The 25,530-nt window shown below is 44.6% G+C and carries 16 protein-coding genes and 2 pseudogenes; 13 read left to right on the forward strand and 5 right to left on the reverse strand.

The genetic code is table 11. The annotated features are described in order from the left end of the window. Positions 1-72: 72 nt before the first annotated feature. The 5 genes and pseudogenes from dinD to feoB all read left to right on the forward strand — a co-directional run. Positions 73-894 (forward strand): annotated as a pseudogene (gene dinD, locus ABV001_RS15675) (DNA damage-inducible protein D); the annotation flags it as partial. A 158-nt stretch (positions 895-1,052) separates the two neighbouring features. Beyond that, complete coding sequence (locus ABV001_RS15680) at positions 1,053-1,970, forward strand: hypothetical protein (protein ID WP_352423675.1); 918 nt, start codon at positions 1,053-1,055, stop codon at positions 1,968-1,970. Positions 1,971-2,015: 45 nt separating this feature from the next. Beyond that, positions 2,016-2,900, forward strand: coding sequence for a protein adenylyltransferase Fic (fic, locus tag ABV001_RS15685; protein WP_352423676.1), 885 nt, complete (start codon positions 2,016-2,018; stop codon positions 2,898-2,900). A gap of 139 nt (positions 2,901-3,039) precedes the next feature. Beyond that, complete coding sequence (locus ABV001_RS15690) at positions 3,040-4,092, forward strand: metal-dependent transcriptional regulator (RefSeq protein WP_352423677.1); 1,053 nt, start codon at positions 3,040-3,042, stop codon at positions 4,090-4,092. Continuing rightward, the gene (feoB, locus tag ABV001_RS15695; RefSeq protein WP_502929910.1) at positions 4,070-6,448 is read left to right on the forward strand and encodes a ferrous iron transport protein B; all 2,379 of its coding nucleotides are present in this window, start codon (positions 4,070-4,072) and stop codon (positions 6,446-6,448) included. Before ABV001_RS15690 ends, feoB begins: the two co-directional genes overlap by 23 nt. A 285-nt stretch (positions 6,449-6,733) precedes the next feature. Here the strand turns inward: feoB and ABV001_RS15700 are convergent, their stop codons facing one another. The 5 genes from ABV001_RS15700 to ABV001_RS15720 form a co-directional block, all read right to left on the reverse strand. Then, positions 6,734-9,160, reverse strand: coding sequence for a TonB-dependent receptor (locus tag ABV001_RS15700; protein WP_352423679.1), 2,427 nt, complete (start codon positions 9,158-9,160; stop codon positions 6,734-6,736). Between the two features lie 228 nt (positions 9,161-9,388). Beyond that, positions 9,389-9,769, reverse strand: a complete 381-nt coding sequence (locus tag ABV001_RS15705) for a DUF8478 family putative metalloprotein (protein ID WP_352423680.1) — start codon at positions 9,767-9,769, stop codon at positions 9,389-9,391. A 117-nt stretch (positions 9,770-9,886) separates the two neighbouring features. Beyond that, positions 9,887-10,351 (reverse strand): hypothetical protein, encoded by a 465-nt coding sequence (locus ABV001_RS15710; RefSeq protein WP_352423681.1) that lies wholly within the window; start codon positions 10,349-10,351, stop codon positions 9,887-9,889. A gap of 41 nt (positions 10,352-10,392) precedes the next feature. Then, the gene (locus ABV001_RS15715; RefSeq protein ID WP_352423682.1) at positions 10,393-11,610 is read right to left on the reverse strand and encodes an ABC transporter permease; all 1,218 of its coding nucleotides are present in this window, start codon (positions 11,608-11,610) and stop codon (positions 10,393-10,395) included. 68 nt (positions 11,611-11,678) lie between these two features. Continuing rightward, positions 11,679-12,326 carry an ABC transporter ATP-binding protein gene (locus tag ABV001_RS15720; protein ID WP_352423683.1) on the reverse strand — a complete coding sequence of 216 codons (648 nt, stop codon included), beginning with the start codon at positions 12,324-12,326 and terminating at the stop codon, positions 11,679-11,681. 398 nt (positions 12,327-12,724) lie between these two features. Between ABV001_RS15720 and ettA the strand changes: the two genes are divergently transcribed. From ettA to ABV001_RS15760, 8 genes and pseudogenes are all read left to right on the forward strand, one after another. After that, positions 12,725-14,404 (forward strand): energy-dependent translational throttle protein EttA, encoded by a 1,680-nt coding sequence (ettA, locus tag ABV001_RS15725; protein WP_352423684.1) that lies wholly within the window; start codon positions 12,725-12,727, stop codon positions 14,402-14,404. After that, entirely contained in the window at positions 14,401-14,556 is a 156-nt protein-coding gene (locus tag ABV001_RS15730; RefSeq protein WP_352423700.1) for a hypothetical protein, read from the forward strand. The genes ettA and ABV001_RS15730 overlap by 4 nt, the downstream gene beginning before the upstream one ends. 73 nt (positions 14,557-14,629) lie before the next feature. After that, positions 14,630-16,780 carry an FUSC family membrane protein gene (locus ABV001_RS15735; protein WP_352423685.1) on the forward strand — a complete coding sequence of 717 codons (2,151 nt, stop codon included), beginning with the start codon at positions 14,630-14,632 and terminating at the stop codon, positions 16,778-16,780. Between the two features lie 184 nt (positions 16,781-16,964). Continuing rightward, the gene (locus ABV001_RS15740; RefSeq protein WP_352423686.1) at positions 16,965-18,290 is read left to right on the forward strand and encodes an ATP-binding protein; all 1,326 of its coding nucleotides are present in this window, start codon (positions 16,965-16,967) and stop codon (positions 18,288-18,290) included. 151 nt (positions 18,291-18,441) lie between these two features. Continuing rightward, on the forward strand, positions 18,442-20,109 hold the full coding sequence (locus ABV001_RS15745; RefSeq protein ID WP_352423687.1) for a tetratricopeptide repeat protein: 1,668 nt from the start codon (positions 18,442-18,444) through the stop codon (positions 20,107-20,109). A 453-nt stretch (positions 20,110-20,562) separates the two neighbouring features. After that, positions 20,563-22,875 (forward strand): outer membrane beta-barrel protein, encoded by a 2,313-nt coding sequence (locus ABV001_RS15750; RefSeq protein WP_352423688.1) that lies wholly within the window; start codon positions 20,563-20,565, stop codon positions 22,873-22,875. A 91-nt stretch (positions 22,876-22,966) separates the two neighbouring features. Next, positions 22,967-25,168, forward strand: coding sequence for a peptidase domain-containing ABC transporter (locus tag ABV001_RS15755; RefSeq protein ID WP_352423689.1), 2,202 nt, complete (start codon positions 22,967-22,969; stop codon positions 25,166-25,168). A 116-nt stretch (positions 25,169-25,284) separates the two neighbouring features. Continuing rightward, positions 25,285-25,530: pseudogene (locus ABV001_RS15760) on the forward strand (HlyD family secretion protein); the annotation flags it as partial.

Here is a 25,530-nt window from a genome sequence, read left to right on the forward strand (position 1 = left end):
GATTGACTATTCCTATTATTATGAAGAAAATGAGTAATATTTGAAAGAATTAGGATACTAAACTGATATTGTATGAAAACAACGGAAATTTTAGATTTATTCGATCGTTTTGAAGAGGCCGTTTCCGAATATGAAGGGATTGAATGTTGGAGTGCTCGTGAATTACAGATACTTTTGGGATACTCCAAATGGGAGAATTTTTCAAAAGTAATCGAAAAGGCTAAAGAATCCTGCATAAATGCAGGTGAATCTATTTTCGACCATTTTCCTGACGTCAGGAAAATGGTTAGGATTGGATCAGGTGCTGAAAAAGAAATCAACGACATGATTCTTACGCGTTACGCTTGTTACCTCATTGCTCAAAATGGTGATAGCCGCAAACCCGAAATTGCTTTTGCTCAAAACTATTTTGCAGTACAAACCAGAAGAGCCGAAATCATCGAAAAGCGACTTTTGGAGGCTGAACGGGTAAAAGCCCGTGTAAAATTACAAGAAACAGAAAAGAACCTATCTGGTGTTTTATATGAAAGAGGAGTTGATGACAAAGGATTTGGTATAATTCGTTCAAAAGGCGATCAGGCTTTATTTGGACTTAACACGGCACTATTAAAAAGAAGGATGGGCGTACCCGCCAATAGACCTTTGGCCGATTTTTTGCCGACCGTAAGCATAAAAGCGAAAGATTTTGCCGCGGCAATGACAACAGAAAATGTACAGCTAAAAAACTTATCTGGCCAGACACCCATTGAAAAAGAGCATATCGAAAATAACCGAGGCGTTCGAAAAATAATGATTGAGAGAGGTTTAAGACCTGAAAATCTACCTCCCGCAGAAGATGTGAAAAAAGTGGAAAGACGATTGAAAAGCGAAGAAAAGAGATTAACAAGAAAAAAAATTGAAGAGGTACGTAGAGAAGGTTGCATCAACGAAACGTTCCTTGTAGTCAGGGATCGTGAACTGGAAGAACTTGGCGAATACTACATAAAACGGCTCGTGGTGAAAACTAGGAATGAGTTTGGATTGATAAACGACCAATTAAATAAGTGGAATTTATGGAGAATGTACGCATTAGTATACCCGAATTTGATGAGAGAGGACTTACATATGAGGAGTCCTTTCGCATCATTGTAATCATGCTTAATCATGAGTTGTATTACCTTAAGAATTTACATCCTTCTGAGGCTATAGATGACTTAGACGCATATCCACTTCAAGTTGCGCAAAGAATTGTGAATACGGCATATACACTTCATTCTATTATAGAACGAGATAAAGACTATGTTGTCGCAAATATAATTGTACGTTCCATTGCAGATTATATATCATCATTCATCCTAATCTACAATGAGGCAGATGAAAGGAAAAAGGTTTTGCGCCATTATCTGTATATAATAGATGGGCTACAAGGTCGGCTCAATCAACTACCGGAAAACCTGTTTAATGATGGACAATTGGTTCAAGCCGAATATGAAGCTCTTTCCAAACAGATTGAAGAAGCAAAAGCAAATTATCAAGCAATTTGCGATTTTTCAATCAAGCAGATTAGAAATTTACCCAATTACAGTGGGCACAAAGCTGTTATAGATAAACTTATCCGTAAGGCGAATTGGAAATTCAAATCGCTTACAATAACTAATATGGATAAAAATACTCTCAAATGGAATGATCTATACTCATATCTTAATCTGAAGGAATCATCAGGATTTTTCTCTTCTCTTTCTGAATTTGTCCATGGTCTTAGCACAAGTAATTTGGCTTTTGGAAAGAACAACGAGATTTTTGAACCTGTTTATAGCATAACTATCTCGCTAATGGGAAAGTTGCGCGAAATATTGGACGTAGTTTATTCTGATGACATTAAAATAATCCGTCCCAAAATGATAACAGCTTTATGTGACGAAGGTATGCCAAATCACTATGTAATGGACCTTTTGGATTCCCTTAAAAAAAGCCAAAGAGTTAAGAAGTGAATTTTTATTAAATTACGATTGTCAGTAGAAAATTTTTATGTAACAATGAGCGATACAACAAAAATATCCATCCGTTTTTTTGATGATCGTGAAGTGCGTGCTGTTTGGGATGAAGAAAACAACAAATGGTGGTTTTCCGTTTTGGATATTGTTGCCGTTCTTACAAGCCAAAACGATTATACAAAAACTCGGAACTACTGGAAATATCTCAAAGCCAAACTAAAGAAAGAGCGGAACGAGTTGGTTAGTGCTACTAACCAACTGAAATTGATGGCGACCGATGGAAAGAGATATCTAACCGACACTCTCGATTATGATGGAGTTATCGCTCTTGCCAAACATTTCCCCAATAACAAAGCGGTCAAATTTCTCGATTGGTTCACATACAGCGATAACAGTATTGACGGTCAAAGCAAGAAGAAGGCTTATTCTCTCTTCGAAAGCAATCTTATCGATGAGGAGGAGATAGGAACAACCAAAAGCCTACAGAAAATCCATGCCTATATTTTTGGAGGGTTGTATGATTTCGCCGGTCAAATCAGGCAGAAAAATATTTCAAAAGGAGGCTTCCAATTTGCCGTGGCGCAATTCTTAGGCAATACATTACAACAAATTGAACAGATGCCGGAGGAGAGTTTCGAGGAGATAGTCGATAAATATGTGGAAATGAATATCGCCCATCCATTCATGGAGGGTAACGGACGAAGCACCCGAATCTGGTTGGATCTGATCTTGAAAAAGAGACTGAAACAATGTGTGGATTGGAGCAAGATCAGTAAAAACGACTATATGAACGCGATAATACAAAGTTCCATAAACAGTGACGGGTTAAAGTCATTGCTTAAAGAGGCCCTCACGGATGAAATCCATAGCCGTGAAATGTTCATGAAGGGAATTGACTATTCCTATTATTATGAAGAAAATGAGTGAAACAAATAGGAGAACATCGGATATTTACCATGATTGGATATGAGAGAACCTTAAATCTTTTGCCGGATGAATCTAAATATATAATTTTGTGGCTTCTAAACAATGGTGATGATGAACATCAAATAGTAGTGGAAATCGTATGGAGAATTATTATTATCCCATCATTTCAATATCGATTTTCGTTTTGCTTCTCCTTTTCCTTTGCTGGCTATTTTGGCCGCAAAAAGGATTATGGGCAAAATTAAAAAGATTAAATACCGATAGTCAACGTGTGCTGTTGGAGGATGCGCTAAAGTATTTGTATGACTGCGAGTACAAGGGCTCGGAATGTAAACCGGAAAACCTCTCGGACAATCTGGGCATATCCAAAGAGAAGTTGCATAAATTGTTGAAGCGGCTTCAATCGTTGGATTTGATTTCTTCGGCAAACGGGAGTTATAGCCTGACGGAAACCGGGCGTTCTTATGCCTTGCGTGTCATCCGGATGCACCGGGTCTGGGAGCGTTACCTCGCCGATGAGACGGGATTGCCGCATACCGAATGGCATACCCAAGCCGATTATCTCGAGCACACCTTGACCGGGGAAGATGTGGAGAAACTGGCTGCCCGTATCGGTAATCCGGCTTTTGACCCGCATGGAGACCCCATTCCTTCTGCTACGGGGGAGTTGCCTGTCCATAAAGGTCAGCCCTTAAGCGAGTTAAAAGAGGGTGATGTGGCACGCATCATCCATATCGAAGATGAACCGGTAGAAATTTATCAGCAACTGGCAGCAGAGGGGCTTTATCCCGGATTGCAAATTTATGTCCTGAAATCGGAGAGAGACCGGATAACCTTCGCCGCCGATGGAGAAGAGCGTGTATTGATACCCCGGTTCGCGGAAGCGATAACGGTAGAAATTGTGGTCGGGGAAAATGTGGCTTCGGTAAAACAGGAACGGCTGTCGTCGCTTAAAGTGGGAGAAAAGGCCGAAGTGGTGGGGATCTCACTTAATTTTCAGGGGCAACAGCGCCGCCGGTTGATGGACCTGGGCCTTGTCCCGGGACAGCGGATTTCCGCCATCATCCAGAGCGCCTCGGGTGATCCCGTAGGGTATCGGGTGATGGGAACCACTATCGGGATCCGGCGAAGCCAGGCCGACCAGATTTTCATCAGGAACAAAGAAAAGGATGATTATGGAAGCAAAAAATAGTTGTGAAGCTTGTCCCGTATATCACAAGGAAAACCTGACCCGTTTGGGGGTAGATCTGGAAAATGCCGATTATGTGATCACGCTCGCCGGTAATCCCAACACGGGCAAAAGTACGGTTTTCAACAATCTCACCGGACTGAGGCAGCATACCGGCAACTGGCCGGGGAAAACGGTCACCCGTGCCGAAGGAGCATACTCTTATAATGAAAAAAGATACAAGGTGGTCGATTTACCGGGTACCTATTCGTTACTCTCCACGAGTGTGGATGAAGAGGTGGCCCGTGACTTCATATTGTTTGGGCGGCCCAACGTCACGGTCATTGTGGCCGACGCCACGCGCCTCGAACGGAATTTGAACCTCACCCTCCAGATCCTTGAAATAACCGACCGGGCCGTGCTCTGCGTCAACCTGATGGATGAAGCCCGCCGGAACCATATTGAAATAAATATCCGTGCGCTTTCCCGTGAATTGGGAATTCCCGTGATTGCCGCCTCGGCGCGGAGCAAGCAAGGAATGCAGGACCTTCTGGCTGCCATTGAAGAGGTCGCTTCGGGGAAATATACCTGCAAGCCCCGCCGGATAAAAAGCCAGCCGGCCAACCTGAAGCATGCGATATCGGTGATTGCCGAAAAGATAAACGGGGTTTTTCCCGACCTTCCCAATGTGAACTGGGTCGCCCTGCGCCTTCTCGAAGGCGACCAAAGTATTATCGATGCCATCCGGTCGGGCGATCTGGGTTCGCTGAAGCAGGATTTGCCTTCTACCGTTTCAGAAGAAGAGAGGGATTTGAAGGCAGGGTTGGCTTCACAGGAAAGAGTTACATCACAGGAAAGAGTTACATCGCAGGAAGGAGTTACATCGCGGGAAGGAGTTACATCACAGGGAAGAGTTACATCGCGGGAAGGAACTGCATCACAACAAGGACAAAATACTTTGAAAGAGCGGGAAGAGGTATTGTCCGTCGCCAACGCGGAGCGGTGGGATCTTGGGCTGAACTTCCACGATACCGTCATCGAGACCATTTACTCAGAAGCATCGGCAGTCGCCCAAAAAACAGTCTCTCTGTCGGGAAACAAACCGCCTTACAGCCTCGATTTGAAGATCGACAAGATAGTAACGGGCAAATGGACGGGATTTCCCATCATGTTCCTGCTGCTGGCCGGCGTTTTCTGGATCACTATTTCGGGCGCCAATTACCCTTCGGGTTTGTTGTTTTCCCTATTGGTGGACAAGCTGCACCCCCTGCTGAACGAATGGGCGCAGGCTGCCCATTTTCCCTGGTGGCTGAGCGGCGTCCTGATCGACGGTGCCTACTTGTCAATGGCCTGGGTCATATCCGTCATGCTGCCGCCAATGGCCATCTTTTTCCCGCTTTTCACTTTGCTGGAAGATTTTGGATACCTTCCGCGGGTAGCATTCAATATGGATAGCCTGTTCCGTAAAGCGGGGGCACATGGCAAGCAGGCGCTGACCATGAGTATGGGGTTCGGCTGCAACGCCGCCGGAGTGGTGGCGGCACGTGTGATCGACAGTCCGAGAGAGCGACTAATTGCCATTATCACCAACAATTTCTCCCTCTGCAACGGACGGTGGCCGACCCAAATTCTTATCGCTACCATTTTTATCGGTGCCGCTGTGCCTGCGGCCATGGCCGGCGTTGTTTCCGCTGCCGCTGTAGTGGGTGTCGCCCTATTGGGAATTTTTCTGAGCCTTGTCGTGTCGTGGGGACTGAGCAAAACGGTGTTGAAAGGGGAAGCCTCCACTTTCAGCCTGGAACTTCCTCCATACCGTCCCCCGCGGATATGGCAGACCTTGTATACTTCGCTTATCGACCGTACACTTTTCGTATTATGGCGGGCTATGGTCTTCGCCGTGCCGGCCGGAATTGTCATCTGGTTGGTAGCCAATGTCACTATTAGCGGGGTCAGCCTGGCGGAATATTTCATCGACTGGTCCAATCCATTCGCGCTGATTTTCGGGTTAAACGGCATTATCCTGTTGGCGTATATTATCGCCGTACCGGCCAATGAAATCGTGATTCCCACCATATTGATGCTTACCGTCCTGATGACCGGAATTACCGGCGTGGGTGCAGGAGCGGGCGTGATGATCGACAATGCTTCCATCGGCCAGACAGGGGATATCCTGCGCGCCGGGGGATGGACCACGCTCACGGCCGTGAATCTTATGTTGTTCAGCCTGCTGCACAACCCCTGTTCCACCACTATCTTCACGATATACAAGGAAACCAGAAGCGTGAAATGGACGATGGTTTCCACCTTCTTGCCATTGGCTTTAGGATTTACCATTTGTTTCCTCACCACACACATCTGGTTTTTGATACATTCATTATAAAGTAGGTATACTCGTCGTATTCCGGTCGTACTTCGGTCGTACTTTGGTCGTACTTCGGTCGTACTTCGGTCGTACTTTCTCCAGTACAACTCTATATCATCCCTATAGTAACTCTATATCATCCCTATAAAATTATAGAGTTAGACTAAATTTTTCTTTGTCTTTTTCTGTGAGGATCTCTTTTTTATACCTATAAAATATTTATCCGGGTATTCTCCCTGTAATGGGGAGAAGTACCCGGATAAAGCATATATTTTCCCGTCAAAAATCTAATACGTGGTAACCCTACAGGTTGCCGAACCTGAAACCAACGTTGATGGTACGTGGCGCCGAGGGGCCGTAAATATAACTGGCATCCCGGTAAACACCCTTGTCGTAGTCCTTCTGTAACTGGTTGAAGATATTCTTCACGCCGCCAAAGAACTCCAAAGTAGTTTCTTTTCCCAGATGGAAATCATAGGAGAGCAGCAGGTCTGCCACAACAAAACGGCGGGTTCTTTTTAGCATTTCACCTTCAATAATATCTCCATTTTTGATAGCTGCCAACACCTTTTCCCGTTCAGCACCTTCAAAATCGTCGGCATTAAGACCAAAATGCGGCACATCCATCGGTCCTGTATAGTTGAGCGAGAAGGAGGTGTTGAAGTGATGTGTCGGTTTCCAGATAAAAGTAGCATATCCGTATTGGCCCGGCGTTCTCATAAAATTCTTCGAGACACTTTCGTCCCCATCTCCCCAAGCCTGTGCCGTCTTGTAGCGGCTGGACTGGAAAGTAAAACCAAGCTGTGTCTCCACGCCGGTGGAGAAGAGCGATTTCAGTTCGAGGTTCACCCCGGCCACATAAGCGCCATCTTCGGCATTCACCCTCTCGTAATAGAATCCGCGCGATTCGTCATTCTCATCAATCAGCGCATACTCATTGGAGAAAGGATCATTCAGCGAGGTGTAGAATCCTTCCACCAGAAAATCGTGATAGGTGCTTCCCCAGACGAATACCGAGTTGAAAGAGGCGGTAAACGCGTTGGAAGTCTCCTGTTTCAGGTCGGGGGAGTTACGTGTCTCCACACGGGTGGCATTTACCAGGTCGATATGGAGGTCTTCATTGAAGATCTGCGGGGCACGGTAACCCCTGGCGTATCCCGCACGGAAACGCAAATCGGGGGTAATCTTATATAACACACTGGCGCGCGGCACCAGCACTCCACCTTTGGGGTCGTCGCTTACGCTTTCCGTATCTTTGATACGATAGTAGTCATAACGTAATCCTAACGAGAGGTTCACCTTGTTCGATTTCCAATCGTGCTGCACAAATGTCCCCAACGTATTTACAGTCTGGTCGGCGAGGGTAGTGTTCGCCTCTCCACCTGCACCCAACTTCACGTCCTTTAGCCTGTCATTGGTGTTGTCAATCCCGAAGACAGTGGAGGAGGGAGCCAACAAAAACCAGTCGCTGTTCAGGTTGTAATGGGCACCCACCGAAGAGGTCAGCCCCTTGGTATCTCCATAAGCGTTGGGATCCTGTTCGGCGCCATAATAGGAAGCCCGAGCCACATGCTGGGCCGACACATAAAGGTTCAGCTTGTCATATTTATTGTTGGTAAAGAGGTCATAGGAGAGGTTTCCTCCCGAGATAAGGTGTTCGAGTTGTTCCGCCACATCGGCCTCGTGCGGCAAATGATCGAGCATGTTACCACCCCTGCGGTATTCGCTGATCCGGTACCCGTCGAGCGAGATCTTGCTCTTGCTGCCTGGCTTATGGAACGCGTTGAAGCCGAAGGTGGTGTTCTCCATCTCCACCATCTCGCTAAAGCCGTCGCCATTGGCATCATACGCCCCGCGGTTCCGCAACATGGTGTAGATATACCCTCCCGTTTTGCGGTTGTCGCTGATTACGGACGCGTTCACGTTCAGCTGTGCGTCAGTCCTCGTATTGGAGCCTTTACGTCCACCCACGTTAATCGTTCCAATCCTGCTTTCCACATTGAAAGAGTTTCTGGACGGCTCCCGGGTGATGATGTTGACCGTTCCGGCAATGGCATTTCCCCCGAAGAGGGCCGAGCCGCCGCCGCGCACTACTTCCATCCGTTCCACCATATTGGTGGGGATCAGTTCGAGTCCATATACACCCGCCAATCCGCTGAATACCGGTCGGCTGTTCAATAATATTTGCGTATAAGGCCCTTCTAACCCGTTCATCCTTAATTGTGTGAACCCGCAGTTCTGGCAGTTGGTTTCCGTCCGGAGTCCCGGAGTAAAGGAAAGACCCTCGGCGATGTTCACCGACTGGGTCTGCACCATCAACTGCGGGGAGATGGATGAGACCACTACCGGCGCTTCGGCACGGTTGGTCTGGTTCCGGTCGGCCGTAACCACCACCGTTTCCAATTGCAGCGGATCCTCCTCAATAATAAATTTGATCTCCTCGGTAGTATTGGCTTTCGTAGTCACTTTTCGGGTAACGCTCTTGTAACCGACGCCGCTGACTCGCATCGTCAATTCTCCTATCGGCAGGTCGATTAACTGGAAGTGTCCGGTAGCATCAGTTGAAGTGCCGATGGTTGTTCCATCAATCGATACTGTCACGTAAGGGACATGTTCCCCTTTGCTCTGCACGTCGCCCACAATATTGGCGTCCGTGCCTCTTTTTGCTTGTGCCCTTCCCGCAATAACAGCGGTAAAAATGATTATAGCAATTATTATAATTTTTCTCATAAGTTTATTCAATGTTTGAGTCTCCTCCGAAAATCCCATTTTGTCAATTTTACCCATTTTATAGGGAATGGTGGAGGAGGAATAAAAAAAAACGGGTAATATTTTCCGTGTATCTAAAGCAATCCTGTTCTCGATATGCCATAGCGAAAAACAAATTCATCGGCGATACGGCACAATCAGTAGCCGTTTCTCCGGAAAGAAGAAAAATGATTTAATTTATGAAAGTTATCAATTTATCCCGTCGGGAATAGGCGGGGAACGCCCTCTTGGTTTTGCGTAGTATTTGAGATGTAGTGACGGGTAAATATAAGAGAAAACTCTTTTATAGCCAATTCTGAAGACAGAGGCGGACAACGTAACCAAAACAAAGAAGAGAAACTGGAGTTGCGCTAAAACAAACAATTCCGCGGCAGTGTGATGGTGTGCTGTGATAGGAATCGGTGCCTTGTCCTGGCTCTTTTTATACGGGTGGGCGTGCAGGATAACCTGTCCATCGGGCAAACGGTGCGCATGCAGGAAAAAGGCATTGTTCAGGATAGACAAGCCGAGCGCTACGATTAACAATCGCGCGACCTGCTTTGATAGGCTATTCTTGAATATCGTTTTCACTTTATTCGATGATATTTGAAATTCTGAAAGTACAAAAATACAAAATCAGACTAATCGGATAAAATACCAGAAACAATAAATTTCTTTAGAATGGCAAACAACGTTGCTTAAATACCATTATCTGATCACTTTTACCAGTTCCGCGTCTTTCAGCAGGTACATCAGGTGTTCCGGATCATCCCGGTTGATATTGAGTATTCCTTTGACTTGTATGTACCGGTCGGTACGGACCCGTTTTAAATCGTGGTGCCCCTCTTTTACGAATATCTCCATTACAGATTCAATGCCTCCCACTCCGCAGAAAAAACACATGTAGGAGGGTGATTCCGAGAGGGCGAAAATGGTCCCGTCCACATCCACCGGCACATAAAATCCCTGTATGGTAATCGTTTTTTTGTCGAGAAACTCTATCTGCCTTCCGAATTCAGGCATCTGATAATATCCCGAAAGCGATGTTATGTATTTCTGTGACCAGTTTACGTCCTTCAACATGTTCCAGGATACAGTCTGAGGTTGCTGTGCATTTACCGGAAGATAAATTGCGCAAACAAGAAGAAATAGAAAAATGGCTTTTGTCTTCATCTTTTTTTAACTAAAGTACATGAAACATTTATTTGTTCATTTCATTCGCTAAGCGTTTTAGAAATGTCAGTACGCATTGCTTTGATGGCAGGGATGAGCGCCGACAGCAATCCGATGATGAGTGAAACAAATAAGAAATAGACATCGTTCAAATTGAACCATTGTTGCAAACTGTAGTGATAATTGGTTTCGGCATAATACGAAATAAACAGCATACCCAACCGGCTTAATACCAATCCTGCCAGATAACCGATAAATGCGATGGTGACCCCTTCGAGGACAATGAGAGAGAACAGTTTATTGCGGCTCCCTCCCATTGAACGGATCAACGCCAGTTCATACTTACGTTCCTTTAATGAGTTAAGCAGTGATATAAAAATGCTGAAAGCGGATATGATAATGATAAAACCTGCGATAAGGCGTATGGTGTGCACTCCGACTCCCATCAATGAATACAAGCGGTTTATTTCCAGGGCGGGTGATGCTGCCTGCATATTCGTGGTGGAATTGACCAGTCGCGGCAGGGTGATTGCTCCCATCGGATTGGTATATTTCACCAGCAATAGGGTAATTTCCTTCTCCTCGTCGTTCCCGGAAATCTGTGCATGTACCTCTGCGGTTTCATGATCATGTCCATGATGGTGTTCGTGGATTTTCCATACACTTTCGATATTGGTAAGGATCAACTGGTCGAGTACCGTTCCCGTTTCCTCAAAGATGCCTGTTACTGCATATTCATGCTCATGGTGCGCATGGCCTGCTTCTTCTATGAAACCATGCACGCCGGCAAAGTGGTCGCCAATTCTCAATCCTGTTTTTTCGGCTACTTTAGATCCTATGTTTGCTTCAAAAGCGGATTTCCACGGCTTCCCTTCCTTCAGCTGTCCATGATAAAGATCAGGGTATGTCTGGTTGGTGCCGACTATCCGGAATCCGTGGTAACTGTCACCCAGAGCCAACGGTACGGCTTGCTTGACCAGCGGGTTCTTTGTCAGTTCCAGGGCATCCTTGTATTGTATATTTCCGGTAGGATGGTCGATATGATAAATCCCTGCTAAAATAAGTTGCAAGGGGCTGCCTTTCGCACCTACTACCAGATCGATATTGGCCACGTTATTCTTTAGTTGACTTTCAATTTTATCCGTTGTCAAAAAAAGAAAAGAGATGATGGCGACACCTGTGGCAAATAAAAAAATATTTAATATTGTGGACAGGGGCTTTGCCTTGATTTGTTTCCGGTTCAGTGAAAATATATTCATGATGCAGGGGAGATAAATTAAAAATGAAGAGTGAAGAAGTAAAAATTGAAAACTAAGAGCTAAAAGTTTTATAAGAAAATCCTGTCTGGAAAATGATCCAGCAGCCGTTTATCGTGGGTGGCGATCACAAGGCTTGCCTGTAGTTCCTCCGCCTGTCGTTTGAGCAGATTCAATGCCTCTTCACAATTTTTGTCGTCGAGACTCGACGTGGGTTCATCGGCCAGGATCAGGCCGGGTTTATTAATCACTGCCCGCGCAATCGATAAACGTTGTAACTCCCCCTGGCTCATTTGTGAGGGTCTGCTCTTTGTCTTATCCTGCAGATTCAAAGAACGGAGCAGATGGTTTATATTTTCATTTTCCGTCGGCAGATTATTGAGATACTGCGCAATTTGTAAGTTTTCAAAAGCTGTCAACCACTGTATGAAGTGCGGCTTCTGGTAGATGATGCCGATATTTTTTCCCCGGAACCGGTCGGCGTCACCACTATGTAACCCGACAGTATCAGTGCCTTGAATGATCACTTCTCCCGAATCGGGTTTTAACAATCCGGCAATAAGATGCAGAAAGGTTGTTTTTCCACATCCTGACGGCCCCACAATAATGCAGTGGTTTCCCGACCCGCAAGTTATATCGGGAAAACCAAATGTGACCGACCTGTTATAGGAAAAAGTCAAATCTTTTGTTATAAGCGATGGGTTGTTCATTTTTTTCATTAAGCGAATATATTCAAAAAACCAATCTCCTCACAAAAGTAGAAAAATATTCCGTAAATGAAATAATGTTTCATTTGATATTTTGTTACAGAATAAATCTCCATTGTTTTGTCTTCTGCCCGTTTTACTTACCGAAAATGTACAATTACATTAGACTATTTGAGTCGCCTGGCTCCTCGATTTTCAATTCTCGTTATGGCAGAATATAAACAAGTTTATCTTCTGCTCATTTAACTTAACGAAATAGTTCATTATCTTTGTGCTCCGTTTCAGATGTATGCTCAATGGTTATTCAGTGTGCGAACTACATGCACGGGAAGAGTAAATCATGCGAAACAAATTATAGAAAAAAATTAATTAGTAATCAGTCATTGGTAATTGGTAATTTAAAAAAAAATATGTCCGACGATAAAAAAATTATTTTTTCCATGGTGGGCGTGAGTAAAACGTTTCCGCCGCATAAACAGGTATTGAAAGATATTTACCTCTCTTTTTTCTATGGTGCCAAGATAGGTATTATCGGTCTCAACGGATCGGGAAAATCCACGCTGCTGAAGATCATTGCAGGAATTGAGAAGGAGTATCAGGGCGAAGTGGTGTCCGATAAGAGTTTTTCTGTGGGGTACCTTGAACAGGACCCGGCCCTGGATCCGGATAAGACGGTGATTGAAATTGTCCGTGAAGGTGTACAACCTGTCATGGATCTTCTGAACGAATATGAAGAGATCAACCTCAAATTCGGATTGCCCGAATACTATGAGGATGAAGATAAGATGAATTCCCTCTTCGCCCGTCAGGCCGAATTGCAGGATAAACTGGATGCCGCCGACGCGTGGAATATCGATAACCGGCTGGAACGGGCGATGGACGCCTTACGTTGTCCCCCGGAAGAACAGCCGGTGCGCGAACTGTCGGGTGGAGAACGCCGCCGTGTGGCACTTTGCCGGCTGTTGTTGCAGGAGCCGGACGTGCTGTTGCTGGACGAGCCGACCAACCACCTCGACGCGGAGTCGATCGATTGGCTGGAACAGCATCTGCAACAGTACAAGGGTACGGTGATCTGTATCACGCACGACCGTTACTTCCTCGATCATGTGGCGGGTTGGATCCTCGAATTGGATCGTGGCGAAGGAATACCCTGGAAAGGGAATTATACTTCATGGCTCGAGCAGAAGACCAAACGGATGGAGCAGGAGGAAAAGCAGGTAAGTAAGCGCCGTAAGACGTTGGAGCGGGAGTTGGAATGGATCAACCTGGCGCCCAAGGCCCGTCAGGCAAAGGGAAAGGCACGTTTGAACTCTTATGAGAGATTGTTGAATGAAGATCAGAAGGAACGGGAAGAAAAGCTGGAACTCTTTATTCCGAACGGCCCACGGTTGGGAAATAAGGTGATTGAAGCGGTCAACGTGAAGAAAGCATTCGGCGACAAGCTGTTATTCGACAACCTGAACTTCATGCTTCCTCCCAACGGTATCGTGGGGGTGATCGGCCCCAATGGTGCGGGAAAGACCACGCTTTTCAGGCTGATCCAGGGGATGGAAACTCCCGATGCCGGAAAATTCGAAGTGGGTGAGACTGTGGTAACGGCTTATGTGGATCAGGCGCACGAAGCCATCGACCCTGAGAAGACAGTGTACCAGGTTGTGTCCGGCGGTTCGGAGTTCGTGCGTGTAGGTGGAAAAGAGATTAATGCCCGTGCTTATCTTTCCCGGTTTAACTTTTCGGGTGCCGACCAGGAGAAACTGTGCGGCGTGCTGTCGGGTGGTGAACGCAACCGCTTGCATCTGGCGCTGACATTGAAAGCAGGTGCCAACGTGCTGCTACTCGATGAGCCGACCAACGATATCGACGTGAATACTTTGCGTGCATTGGAAGAAGGGCTGGAAAACTTTGCCGGCTGTGCCGTGGTGATCTCGCACGACCGCTGGTTCCTGGACCGTATCTGTACCCATATCCTGGCCTTTGAAGGAAATTCAGAGGTGTTTTACTTCGAGGGTTCCTACAGTGAATATGAGGAAAACAAGAAGATGCGTCTCGGAAATGAGGAGCCGAAAAGGGTGAGGTACAGGAAGTTGTGATTGAAAGATGTGATAATATTCCTTATATAGAAGGGACCATCGGTATTACCAATATCCTCGGACTATTGCGGGTGGAATATGTCCACCGTTTCACATACCGGTATCATCCTAATGCATTACGTGGTGCTTTCAGGGTGGATGTAACGTTATGATGTGATGATGTAGTGATGAGACTAATGTGCCAATAGGGCTAATGAAAATTGGTAATTAATTTCCGGAGTGAAGATGGAGAAAGATAAAAAGATGAATAATGGTATAAAACGACTCGTAGATGGGATAACCTATATTTGGGTCAATGTCTTCTGGAAAAGCCCGAATCATTTATGGGCATTGAAGGTGACAGTCTCCATCGCTTGCCTGTTGATCCCTGCTGAATTGATCTTCCATAATTCTTTTATCGGTACTACGCTGGCGCTGGGTGTGGTGGCGATGGCATTGGGGGAGACCGATGTGCATCCCGTCGGGCGTATCAAATCGGCTGCCATAGCGTTGCTTTTATTCTTTGTCGCCAGTAGCCTGGTGACTATTTTTCTACCTCATCCGGCATGGTTCGCAGTCGTATTGGCAGTGATGTCGTTTTCGCTGATACTGGTCGGCGGCATTGATTCCCGGTTACAGGGCGTAACTTTTGGTGCCATGCTGATTATCGTTTACACCATGCTGGGGGCCGATGGCAATAATCTGGAATGGTATTATCAGCCGGTACTCCTCACCATAGGTGCATTCATTTATTCCCTTGTCTCTATCTCGTTGTTGTATTTCAGACCCTACCGGTTATTGCAGCAGCAACTGGCCCGTGGCTTTCACTCTTTGGCGGAGTATATCGACCTGAAGGCAAACCTGTTCCCCAGTGATCCCCAGATACAGGTAACCCTCAGAAACCAGTTGGCACAAAAAAATATAGAACTGGCACAGCAGATAGAGGCTTGCAAGCAGGACCTCTATAGTTTTTCGGGGGAAAGCAGTCAAGAAGCACTACAGACCGTAAATCATTATTACCGTATATGGTTTCTGCTGCAAGCCATGCAGGAAAGGGCCATCTCGAGCCATGAACAGTATGATCTGCTTTCAGAGCAAGTAAAAAATAGCGAGTTGCTGGATGGATTCGGTAGATTGATGCGGGAAATCGCATCGGCGGCGCATCTTTATGCCGACTCGTTGCTGACGGATCAACCCTATAAACATCCACTATCGTTGAAATGGACGATATCGGCCTTGCAGACAATGCTCGAAGCTGAAAAGGATGAACCGCATTGGCTCACTTTGTCGCTGCTGATGAGGAACCTGACAGGGATGGAAATAAACCTTCGCGAGGAAGAGAAAACCATCGGGCAGATAGATGTGGCCGTTTTTCATAGCCGTAAACCGGAAAGAAACAGTTTGAAGGCTTTACTGAATCCGACCCATCCACGTTTTCGTTTTGCCGTAAGGCTCACCCTGAGCTGGTTATTGGGATATGGGTTCATGCTTTATTTGAATTTCGGGAAAGGATCATGGATACTGATGACATCGCTGATCGTCTTTCAACAGACTTACAGCGCTACCCGGCTCCGCTTGTTTCACCGGCTGTTCGGGACTTTGCTGGGAGTCGTTGCCGGGGTGGCATTGACACAACTGTTGCCGACGGTTCCGGGGCATATCCTGTTGATGATCGGCTCCATCTACCTCTTCTTCTATTGGTTAAAACAAAATTATACGATTGCCGTTATTTTTATTACCACATTTGTGATGGGAGCGTTCGATCTTCTCGCCAACGAAGGGATTGCGGTCATCTTTCCGAGGGTGATCGATACAATAGTCGGTGGCGTATTGGCATATCTGTCGGTACGCTTTATCTGGCCCAACTGGCAGTACAAGCAACTCCCGGGATTGTTGTTGAATGCGGTAGTAAAGAGTCGGCGTTATTTCGAGAGTATCTATGACGGTGCTATTACCGAAGAGGACTACCTTCATAACCGGCGTACCGCTTACAATGCCGACAATGCGCTTACTTCCGCCTGGAAATGGATGCGGCTGGAACCTAAAAATGTACGCCGAAACCAGGACAGGGCTTTTAATCTTACCAATCTGAACCACGCCCTATTATCTTATATTTCCGCTTTGGGTGTACATAAATCAGCAGAAGACCTGTCAGAGAAAGAACTCGATTTTTGCCGTGATGTGAGTGATGTACTCCGGTTGGTTTCCGAAATGCTAACCCGTCAGGCCGATGAGGCGCAGATAGCCTCTTATCTTCAAAAAGCAAACTGTTGGGATGAGCAGATGGAAGTGATGATGAATGACCCCGGAAACAGAAGGGTAAGGCTTATTTATAATATAGCGCATGTTTCACGGGAGTTGCTGTTGGAGGCGAGGGGGATTATTATTGATCGGTAAAAAATAGTTTGATATTCAGGGTATTTGTAACTTGTAGAATCTTCAATAAATTTCCCATTTTATTTTGTTGTAGTGGAAAATTAGTCTATTTTTGTGGATAGTAAACTTTACGGTTGTAAATTTTACAGCTGTAAAATTTACGGCTGCAAAATTTATTGTGAGATTGGATAAATAAAGAAAAGAGATGAAATTCTATAATAGGGAGAAGGAATTAGTGTCATTGGAAAAGATACGTCAGGTATCGTTCTCAGTACACTCTCAAATGACAGTGCTTACTGGTCGACGTCGTATCGGTAAGACCAGCCTTATCTTCGAAAGTTGCAAAGGCTCGCCTACCGTGTATCTTTTTGTCAGCAGGAGCAATGAAGCGGATCTGTGTCAGAGGTTTACCGTAGAAATTCGACAATCATTGGATATTTATGCACCCGAATTTACAAAATTTGCTGAATTGTTTCATTTCTTGATGGACTTGGGTACACGCTTGAAATACAACTTGATAATAGATGAATTTCAGGACTTTTATTATATCAATAAAGAGGTCTACAGCTTGATGCAGGATACTTGGGATAGGCTAAGAAAGCAAAGTCACGTTAATCTCATTGTGAGCGGTTCGGTTTATACGCTTATGAACGAGATTTTTAAAGATTCCAAGGAGCCTTTATACGGTCGTGCGGACAGTATCATGAAATTGGTTCCTTTTCCCACTACAGTTTTAAAAGAGATTTTGTCCGATTATAAACCGAATTATACCAAAGATGATTTATTGGCCCTTTATACATTTACAGGAGGTGTGCCTAAGTATATTGAGTTGTTTATGGATCATGGATGTACTGATATGAAAAGCATGGTAGGCTTTATGTTACAACCTGATTCTTCTTTCCTGACAGAAGGGCAAGGCTTGCTAATACAGGAGTTCGGTAAAAGATATGGAAATTATTTTTCCATTCTTTCAGCGATCTCCAATGGACGGAATACTTTAGCTGAAATGGAAGCACTTATGGGGGGGATAAGTTTGGGGGGACAGTTGAAACGGTTGGAAGAGGATTATGATTTGGTAAAGAAGAAACGTCCCATATTTTCCAAAGAGGGTTCACAAACTGTGCGTTATGATGTGTCAGACATGTTTTTGCGTTTCTGGTTCAGGTACTTCATCAAATACCAGAGTCTTATAGAGATAAGGAATTTTGATCGGTTGGCCGATATTATTATAAAGGATTATCCCACTTTCTCAGGTTTAGCATTAGAAACATATTTCCGTCAACAAATGATGGAGAGTGGAGAGTTTGCAGAGATCGGTTCTTGGTGGCAAGGAACAGGCAATGATGATCAATCGGAGATAGACATAGTAGGCTTGTATTTCGGAGAAAAAAAAGCGTTAGTGGCGGAAGTGAAGAGACAATCCAAAAATTTTAGACCCGATTTATTTGCGTTGAAAGTAGAAACATTGAGAAGGAAAGCATTATTTAAGTACGAGATTGCATCCAAATGCCTTTCTATGGAAGATATGTGACGGAATAATAATCGGTCAAAAATAAAGTCACCACTAATTAGCAGACTAACTGATATCCTACGTTCTTTAAGATATCTGATTTTTCATTTGTTATGTTTGGCGTAGTAGGAAAAATTAGCTACTTTTACAGTATGTAAATTTTCCTTTAAATATGGTACGTATCATCATTCATATATTGATAATCACCGGGTTATTTTTTTTCGGAGCCTGTAATCCCCAACCCGAAGCACCCAAACTGTTGGTGGAGGCAGAGCGCCTTGTGGAAAACAATCCCGACAGTGCCATGCGGTTGATCGATTCCCTTTTCTATCCCGAAAAAAGCCTTAGTCTTGAATATTATATGCGTTTTCTGGTAACGCAGGTACAGGCAAAATATAAGACCGGCCGCCCCATACATGGGGATACGCTAATCTTCCGGGCGAGAGATTATTATTCAACCGGGAATAAGGATCCCCGCATAACTGCTTTGGCTTGCTTCTACAGCGGTTGCGTGTATCGTGAACAGGAGGAATATGGTAAGGCCATACGGTATTATAAAGAGGCGGAAACATCTGCCGAAAAAACAACCGACCACGCCTTGAAAGGATTGATACAATATAATCTCGGAGATTTGTTTGCAGTACAAGATTTGTATCCCAAAGCGTTGGAAAGTTATAAGAACGCAGCCCGATTCTACAGTGCGCAGCCTGAACAAAAGGCATATAGCTTAAGTGCTGTGGGGCGGATGTTCCTGCTGGATAAAAATCCCGACAGTGCATTTTTGTATTTTCAGAAGGGACTGAACGCCGCAAAATCGACTAATGATAAAATATTGCAAAGTTTATTAGCCCAAAATATAGGCGTGGCATATCAGGAAACAGGACAATATGATGAGGCCGAAAGATATCTCCGTCATTCCTACCAATATAACCGGGACATGAAAGATCAGGCCCGGTACCATTTGAATTTTGCAGAATTATATTCGCAAATGGAACAGCAGGATTCGGCTGTCTTCTATACTGAAAAATTAAAGAACAGCGTTGATTCATCCGATAACAATTACATCAAGGCAAGTGCCTACAAGTTTTTGGCTGAGTGGGAAAAAGAAAGGGGAAATAACAATGAAGCATTCGGTTATCAGAATAAACGGATACACAGCCTTAACCGGATTATGGATGACCGGAAAGATCAATCGGTTTACGAAATAGAGCAGAAACATAATTACGAGCAACAGCAGAATCACTATAATCAGCGATTTATCCGTTTTCAGCAATGGCTGATGGGGGTGATGGGTATATTGCTGGTTGTGGCAATCGCCTTTTTGTTCTTCTTCCTGCGGATGCTGAAGGAGAGGGCGGCTAAACTGAGAATGCAGGAGAATGTAAATACGTTGCATGAAACCACGAAAGACCTGTTGTCCGCAAAGAGGTTGAAAGAAACAATATTGAAAGAAACGTTGCTGTGGAAGTTAGATGTGTTGAAGGATATAATACAACTGAAATACATGATGAGCGAAAAAGAGCAAAAAACATACCAACCTTTGTTGGATAACCTGGATGAAATTCTATTCGATGAAAACACAAAAACGCCGTGGATGGATATACGGCAAACAGTGGAATACCTTCATCCCCCACTACCGCTTTTTATCAGGCAGCAGTACCCCACACTTTCAGAAGCCGAATACAATGTGTGCCTTTTATCGTATGCCGGACTGAGTGTACAGGAAATGGCTTTTGTCCTCAATCTGAGCGAACATACCATTTACAAGGCTCGCACCCGACTCAATAAAAAAATAGGAGCCGATTTCTGTTCTGTGCTACGGAAAGCATTCAGCCATTAACTTCCCACGTTAAAATTTTGTACCGCTTTGTATCCTTATTATAATATAGCTTGTTTGTCAGTAAGTTATATTGATGAATACAGTTAATTTTTGTACTTGTCAATATCCTATTGCTCAGGAAAAAAAGATTATTTAGGTTTGTGGCAAATATTTCTCACTATAAAACGTATCCAATTATGCAAATAAAAAAAATCGTAATATCATATAAAAAAAGAAAGATTTCACGGTGAAAGTATATGTATAAAGTGTAATTATTTTGATCATTGTCACACAATTCATAAGAAGTGTTGGACACAAATAATACGTGCCTATGGCATTGAAAAGTGGTATTATCCAGATCCACATTGTGAAAAAGCGCCAAAAGTAATTCCAGTTTAATTAACATGAATGTAAGAAAAAATATATTATTTACGTCTCTATAATAGACATTCTTTGTCTAAAATAAGATGAATCATGAACAAATACTTATTGTTTTTATTTATCCTATTCTCCTGTCACTACCATATAGGAGCCCAACAAATCGTTGTAAAAGGGAAAATTATTGATTCAACCTCTAAAGTCCCGTTAGAGTATGCCACAGTAGTTTTACAGCGAATGGATTCTACATTAGTGAAAGGTACAACAAGTAATTTGGAGGGTTACTTTACGTTCGATAATATTGCTCAGGGCAGCTACCGGATAGTGATAAGCAGTGTTGGATATAATTCATTACATATTGATTTGATAAATTTAATTCAATCTGTAGATTTAGGTGAAACCGAAATAAATCAACAAGCAACAGAGCTTTCCGAGATTACAGTTGAAGCATCACAGGTAATTGATAAATCAAACCGTAAACTCTTTTTTCCAACAAAAGATCAGATTGATAAATCAACAAACGGATTGCAACTTACACAACGTTTATTGCTTCCACAACTTTTTATCAATTTACAAAGCAGTTCAATCTCTTATGCCGGTGATAAAAAAATAAAAATATTAATAAATGGAATAGAATCATCTTCCCAGGAAATAGTCGCATTACAACCGGAAAACATCAAACGAGTGGATTATTACGATAATCCAGGAATGCGTTACGGAGAGGATATTGGCATAATTATAGACTACATTGTGAAAGAAAGAACAACAGGAGGTTTTCTCTCTTCCAACTTATCAGAAAGCCTTACGTATGGGATGGGCAACGGCCAGTTGTCCGGGGGGATTAATTTTAAGAAATCACAGATAAAATTCTTTTATTATATAAATCATAATAATTTTAAAACCTCCACGCTCAAAGAACAAAATTTTTATTTTCCAGATAGCAAGATTATTTCGAGAGAAGAGGACGGACAGATGCGGCATTGGAGTGAAGTATTTCAAATGGGTAATATTTCATATACAAATTATAGTGAAAAAAATGTGTACAGTGTAAAAGCCGGGCTATTCAGTGTAAATCAGCGGCATGATGACGTAGAGGGGATTATTGCAAACCTTTACAATTACCAAAAAACAAATTTTAAGACGCAAAATAGACCAGTTACATTGCGCCCTTCTGTCGATTTTTATTTTTCCCGGAGAATAGATGATAAACAGATACTTGCATTCAATGTTGTGGGGACATATAGTAAAACTTCTCTCGATTATTTATATACTGAAGTACTTGGTATGGATACCATTTCGAATATAGTAACGTATGTCGATGGCAATCGTTATTCACTGATTGGAGAACTGTTTTATGAAAAAAAACTTTCACAAGGTTTTTTTTCCGCTGGATTACGCCATACTCAGGGAAACACGGAAAACATATATACCGGAACTTCAAATTTTAAGACGGAGATGAACGACGGTGTCACTTACGGTTTTCTCCAATATAATAAAGAAAAAGAAAAATTTGGTTATATGATAGGGATTGGCGTTTCCCGAACATACTTCAACCAAAAAGGAGAGGAAAATATCTATAATAAATGGACTATTTCACCTATGCTGAACATGAATTACCAGTTTAATGAGAAATCCTCTTTACGCTACTCATACCAACTGAAGAATATCAATCCTTCTCTGTCTTATTTGAGTGACGTAGAACGTTCAATAAATCCGTATCAATTGAATAAAGGAAACCCTTTATTGGATTCTTATTTATTGCATGAAAATGAGATCCGATTCAGTTTTAATTCTTCTCCAATCAGGTCTTCCCTCTCATTAAGTTCAAATTATTATGATAATCCTATTATGGAGGAAACATATTACGATAATTCACGCGATATTTTTGTAACAACCTATGAGAACCAGAAAAGAAATCATCAACTGAGACTTCAATTCAACATAGGAGTATCTTTATTGAACGATCATCTGAGTATAAACGGATATGGAGGATATAACACTCGAGTCTCGCAGGGGAACCATTATAAACATACAAGAAACGAATGGTTTTACGTTCTCCAAACCATTGGCGATTATAAAAAATGGACGTTAACTGTAACAATGATACATTTACCGCAACCTTTCTGGGGTGAAACAGTTTCAAAAGGACATTCATATAACGATTACAATCTCAGCTATCGTTTTCCTTGGGGACAATTGGGTATTACTTCATTTAATTTGTTTGGAGAGAAATCAAAACTGTACTCCTATAATTTTAATCAATTGACAGGATATAGGATTATGGATATTAACACAAAAATTTATCCAAGTTTTGGTATTTATGGTTCAATCAATTTAAATTGGGGAAAACAGAATAAAGGAACAAAACAGAGGTTGAGTAACACCGATTCTGAAACTGGAATTTTGTAAATAATCAGCTCTTTCTTCAATTGAATAATATCCATATTCCCTCTCAGTATCTTCATAGTGGGATGTAAAAGATTACAGACGATAAGGAATAATGAAACCCTTCCCCTTCACCAAACAACCCGACGCAATGGACTGCGGCCCTGCCTGCCTGAAGATGGTGTCAGAGCACTACGGCAGGCGTTACACGTTGGAGCACTTGCGCGAGAACTGCTTTATCGGGCGTGACGGGGTCTCGATGCTGGGCATTAGCCGCGCCGCGGAAAAGATAGGATTTAAAACCGTGGGCGGGCGCCTCACTTTCGAGAAACTGGTGGAGAAAGCTCCCTTGCCCTGCATCGTCCACTGGAAACAGGAGCACTTTGTGGTGGTGTACGGGATAAGGAAAAACAGGAAAGATTACAGAATCTCTGTGGCCGATCCGGGAAAGGGATTGCTGACCTATTCCCGGGAAGAATTCTGTAATAACTGGATCAGTACCCGCACCCAAGGCGAAGAGAAAGGGGTGGCCTTGCTGCTGGAGCCAACCAACCTGTTCTATGAGCAGGAGGGTGATGCAGCCCCCGCACAAAACCGGCTGAAATTCCTCTGGAAATACCTGCTCAAATACAAACGCTTTTTTACACAATTGATTTTGGGCCTATTTATAGGCAGTATTCTGCAACTTATCTTCCCGTTCCTCACCCAGGCGATTGTGGATACCGGTATCTCCGGGAAAGATATCGGCTTTATCTGGCTGGTGCTCATCGCCCAGTTGATGTTGCTGTTCAGCCGTACGGCCATCGACTTTATCCGCAGGAAAATACTGCTGCATATCAGTACCCGCATCAACGTGTCGCTTATCTCCGATTTCTTTATCAAGCTGATGAAGCTGCCCATGAAGTTCTTCGACACCAAACTCACGGGCGACCTGCTGCAACGCATCGAAGACCACCGCCGCATCGAGAACTTCCTCACCAGCCAGACCATCTCGGTGCTGTTCTCCGCCTTTACCTTCGTGATCTTTTCCGTGGTGCTGTTCATATATAACGTGCCTGTCTTCGCCGTGTTCCTTGCCGGCAGCATCCTCTACGGCCTGTGGATCATGGTATTCCTGAAAAAACGGCGGGTCCTCGACTACAGGATGTTTGAGCAGCAGGGCATCAACCGGAATGTGACTTACCAACTAATCACGGGCATGCAGGAGATCAAGCTGCAGGGATGCGAACAGCGCAAGCGCTGGGAATGGGAGGACGTGCAGGCGAACCTGTTTGATGTGAACCTGCAATCGCTCAACTTGCGGCAGGGACAGGAAGCGGGTGGCATCCTGATCAACGAACTGAAGAATATTCTGGTGACGGTGCTGGCGGCTACCGCCGTCATAAATGGCAACCTCACCCTGGGGATGATGCTGGCCATCCAGTACATCATCGGCCAGTTGAACAGCCCCGTGGAACAGGTCATGGGCTTTATCTACCAGTGGCAGGACGTGAGCATCAGCCTCGACCGCATGAACGAGATACATACGCAGCGCAATGAGGAGGACGAGAGCCGTACCGTGGCGGAGTTGCCTGCAGAACGCTCCATCCATGTCGAACACCTGTGCTTCAAATACGACGGAGCACGGCCGGATTATGTGCTGGAAGATATCGACCTGATCATACCACAGGGGAAGGTGACCGCTATCGTGGGTGCCAGCGGCAGCGGAAAGACTACCCTCGTAAAACTCCTGCTGGGCTATTACGCTCCTAACGAGGGGCGGATCACTGCCGGGACAACCGGCCTGGAGGAAGTCAACCTTACCTGGTGGCGTACACAGTGCGGGGCGGTGATGCAGGACGGTTACCTCTTCTCCGATACTATTGCCCGCAACATCGCAGTGGCAGGCGACGGGGTGGATGTGGAGCGGCTGCGTTATGCCGCCCGTATAGCCAATATCGCGGAAGACATTGAACGCCTGCCGCTGGGATATAACACGAAGATCGGTCAGGACGGGCAGGGGGTGAGCCAGGGACAGCGGCAGCGTATCCTTATCGCGCGGGTGGTGTACAAGGACCCGCCGTTCATCTTCCTCGACGAGGCGACCAATTCGCTGGACGCGAACAACGAACGTGCCATAGTGGAGAATCTGGAGACGTTCTACCATGACAAGACGGTGGTCGTGGTGGCGCACCGTCTCAGCACGGTGAAGAATGCCGACAAGATTGTGGTGCTCGACGGCGGACGCATCGCCGAATCGGGTACTCACGGGGAACTGACAAAAAAACGGGGTAAGTATTACGAACTGGTGAAGAACCAGTTGGAATTGGGGAACTAATGTGCCAATCCCGATAACTTGTCCCGATTTATCGGGAAACCGGGACGGGTAGTGCTAATCGAAACGAAGTGGAGATCCCGGCCTGACGGGATGAGATTATCAAGAAAGATTGCTAAATGGAAGAGAATAAACCCATAGAATTACGCAGTGAAAAGGTGCGGAACATTATCGGGCGGATGCCGCCGGTATTGGTGCGGTATGGCACTGTCATGATCGTCGGTGCGTTACTGGTGTTGGCGGGCATTGCCGCCTTTGTTCCCTACCAACCGAAGATCTCCATCGAAATCACCGCCACACAGGACGAAACAGGAGAGGTGCACTATACGGCACGGATACCGCAACGGGCTATGGCGCAGCAGGAA

The sequence above is a fragment of the Proteiniphilum sp. genome, from assembly GCF_040307845.1.
Classification (GTDB): domain Bacteria; phylum Bacteroidota; class Bacteroidia; order Bacteroidales; family Dysgonomonadaceae; genus Proteiniphilum.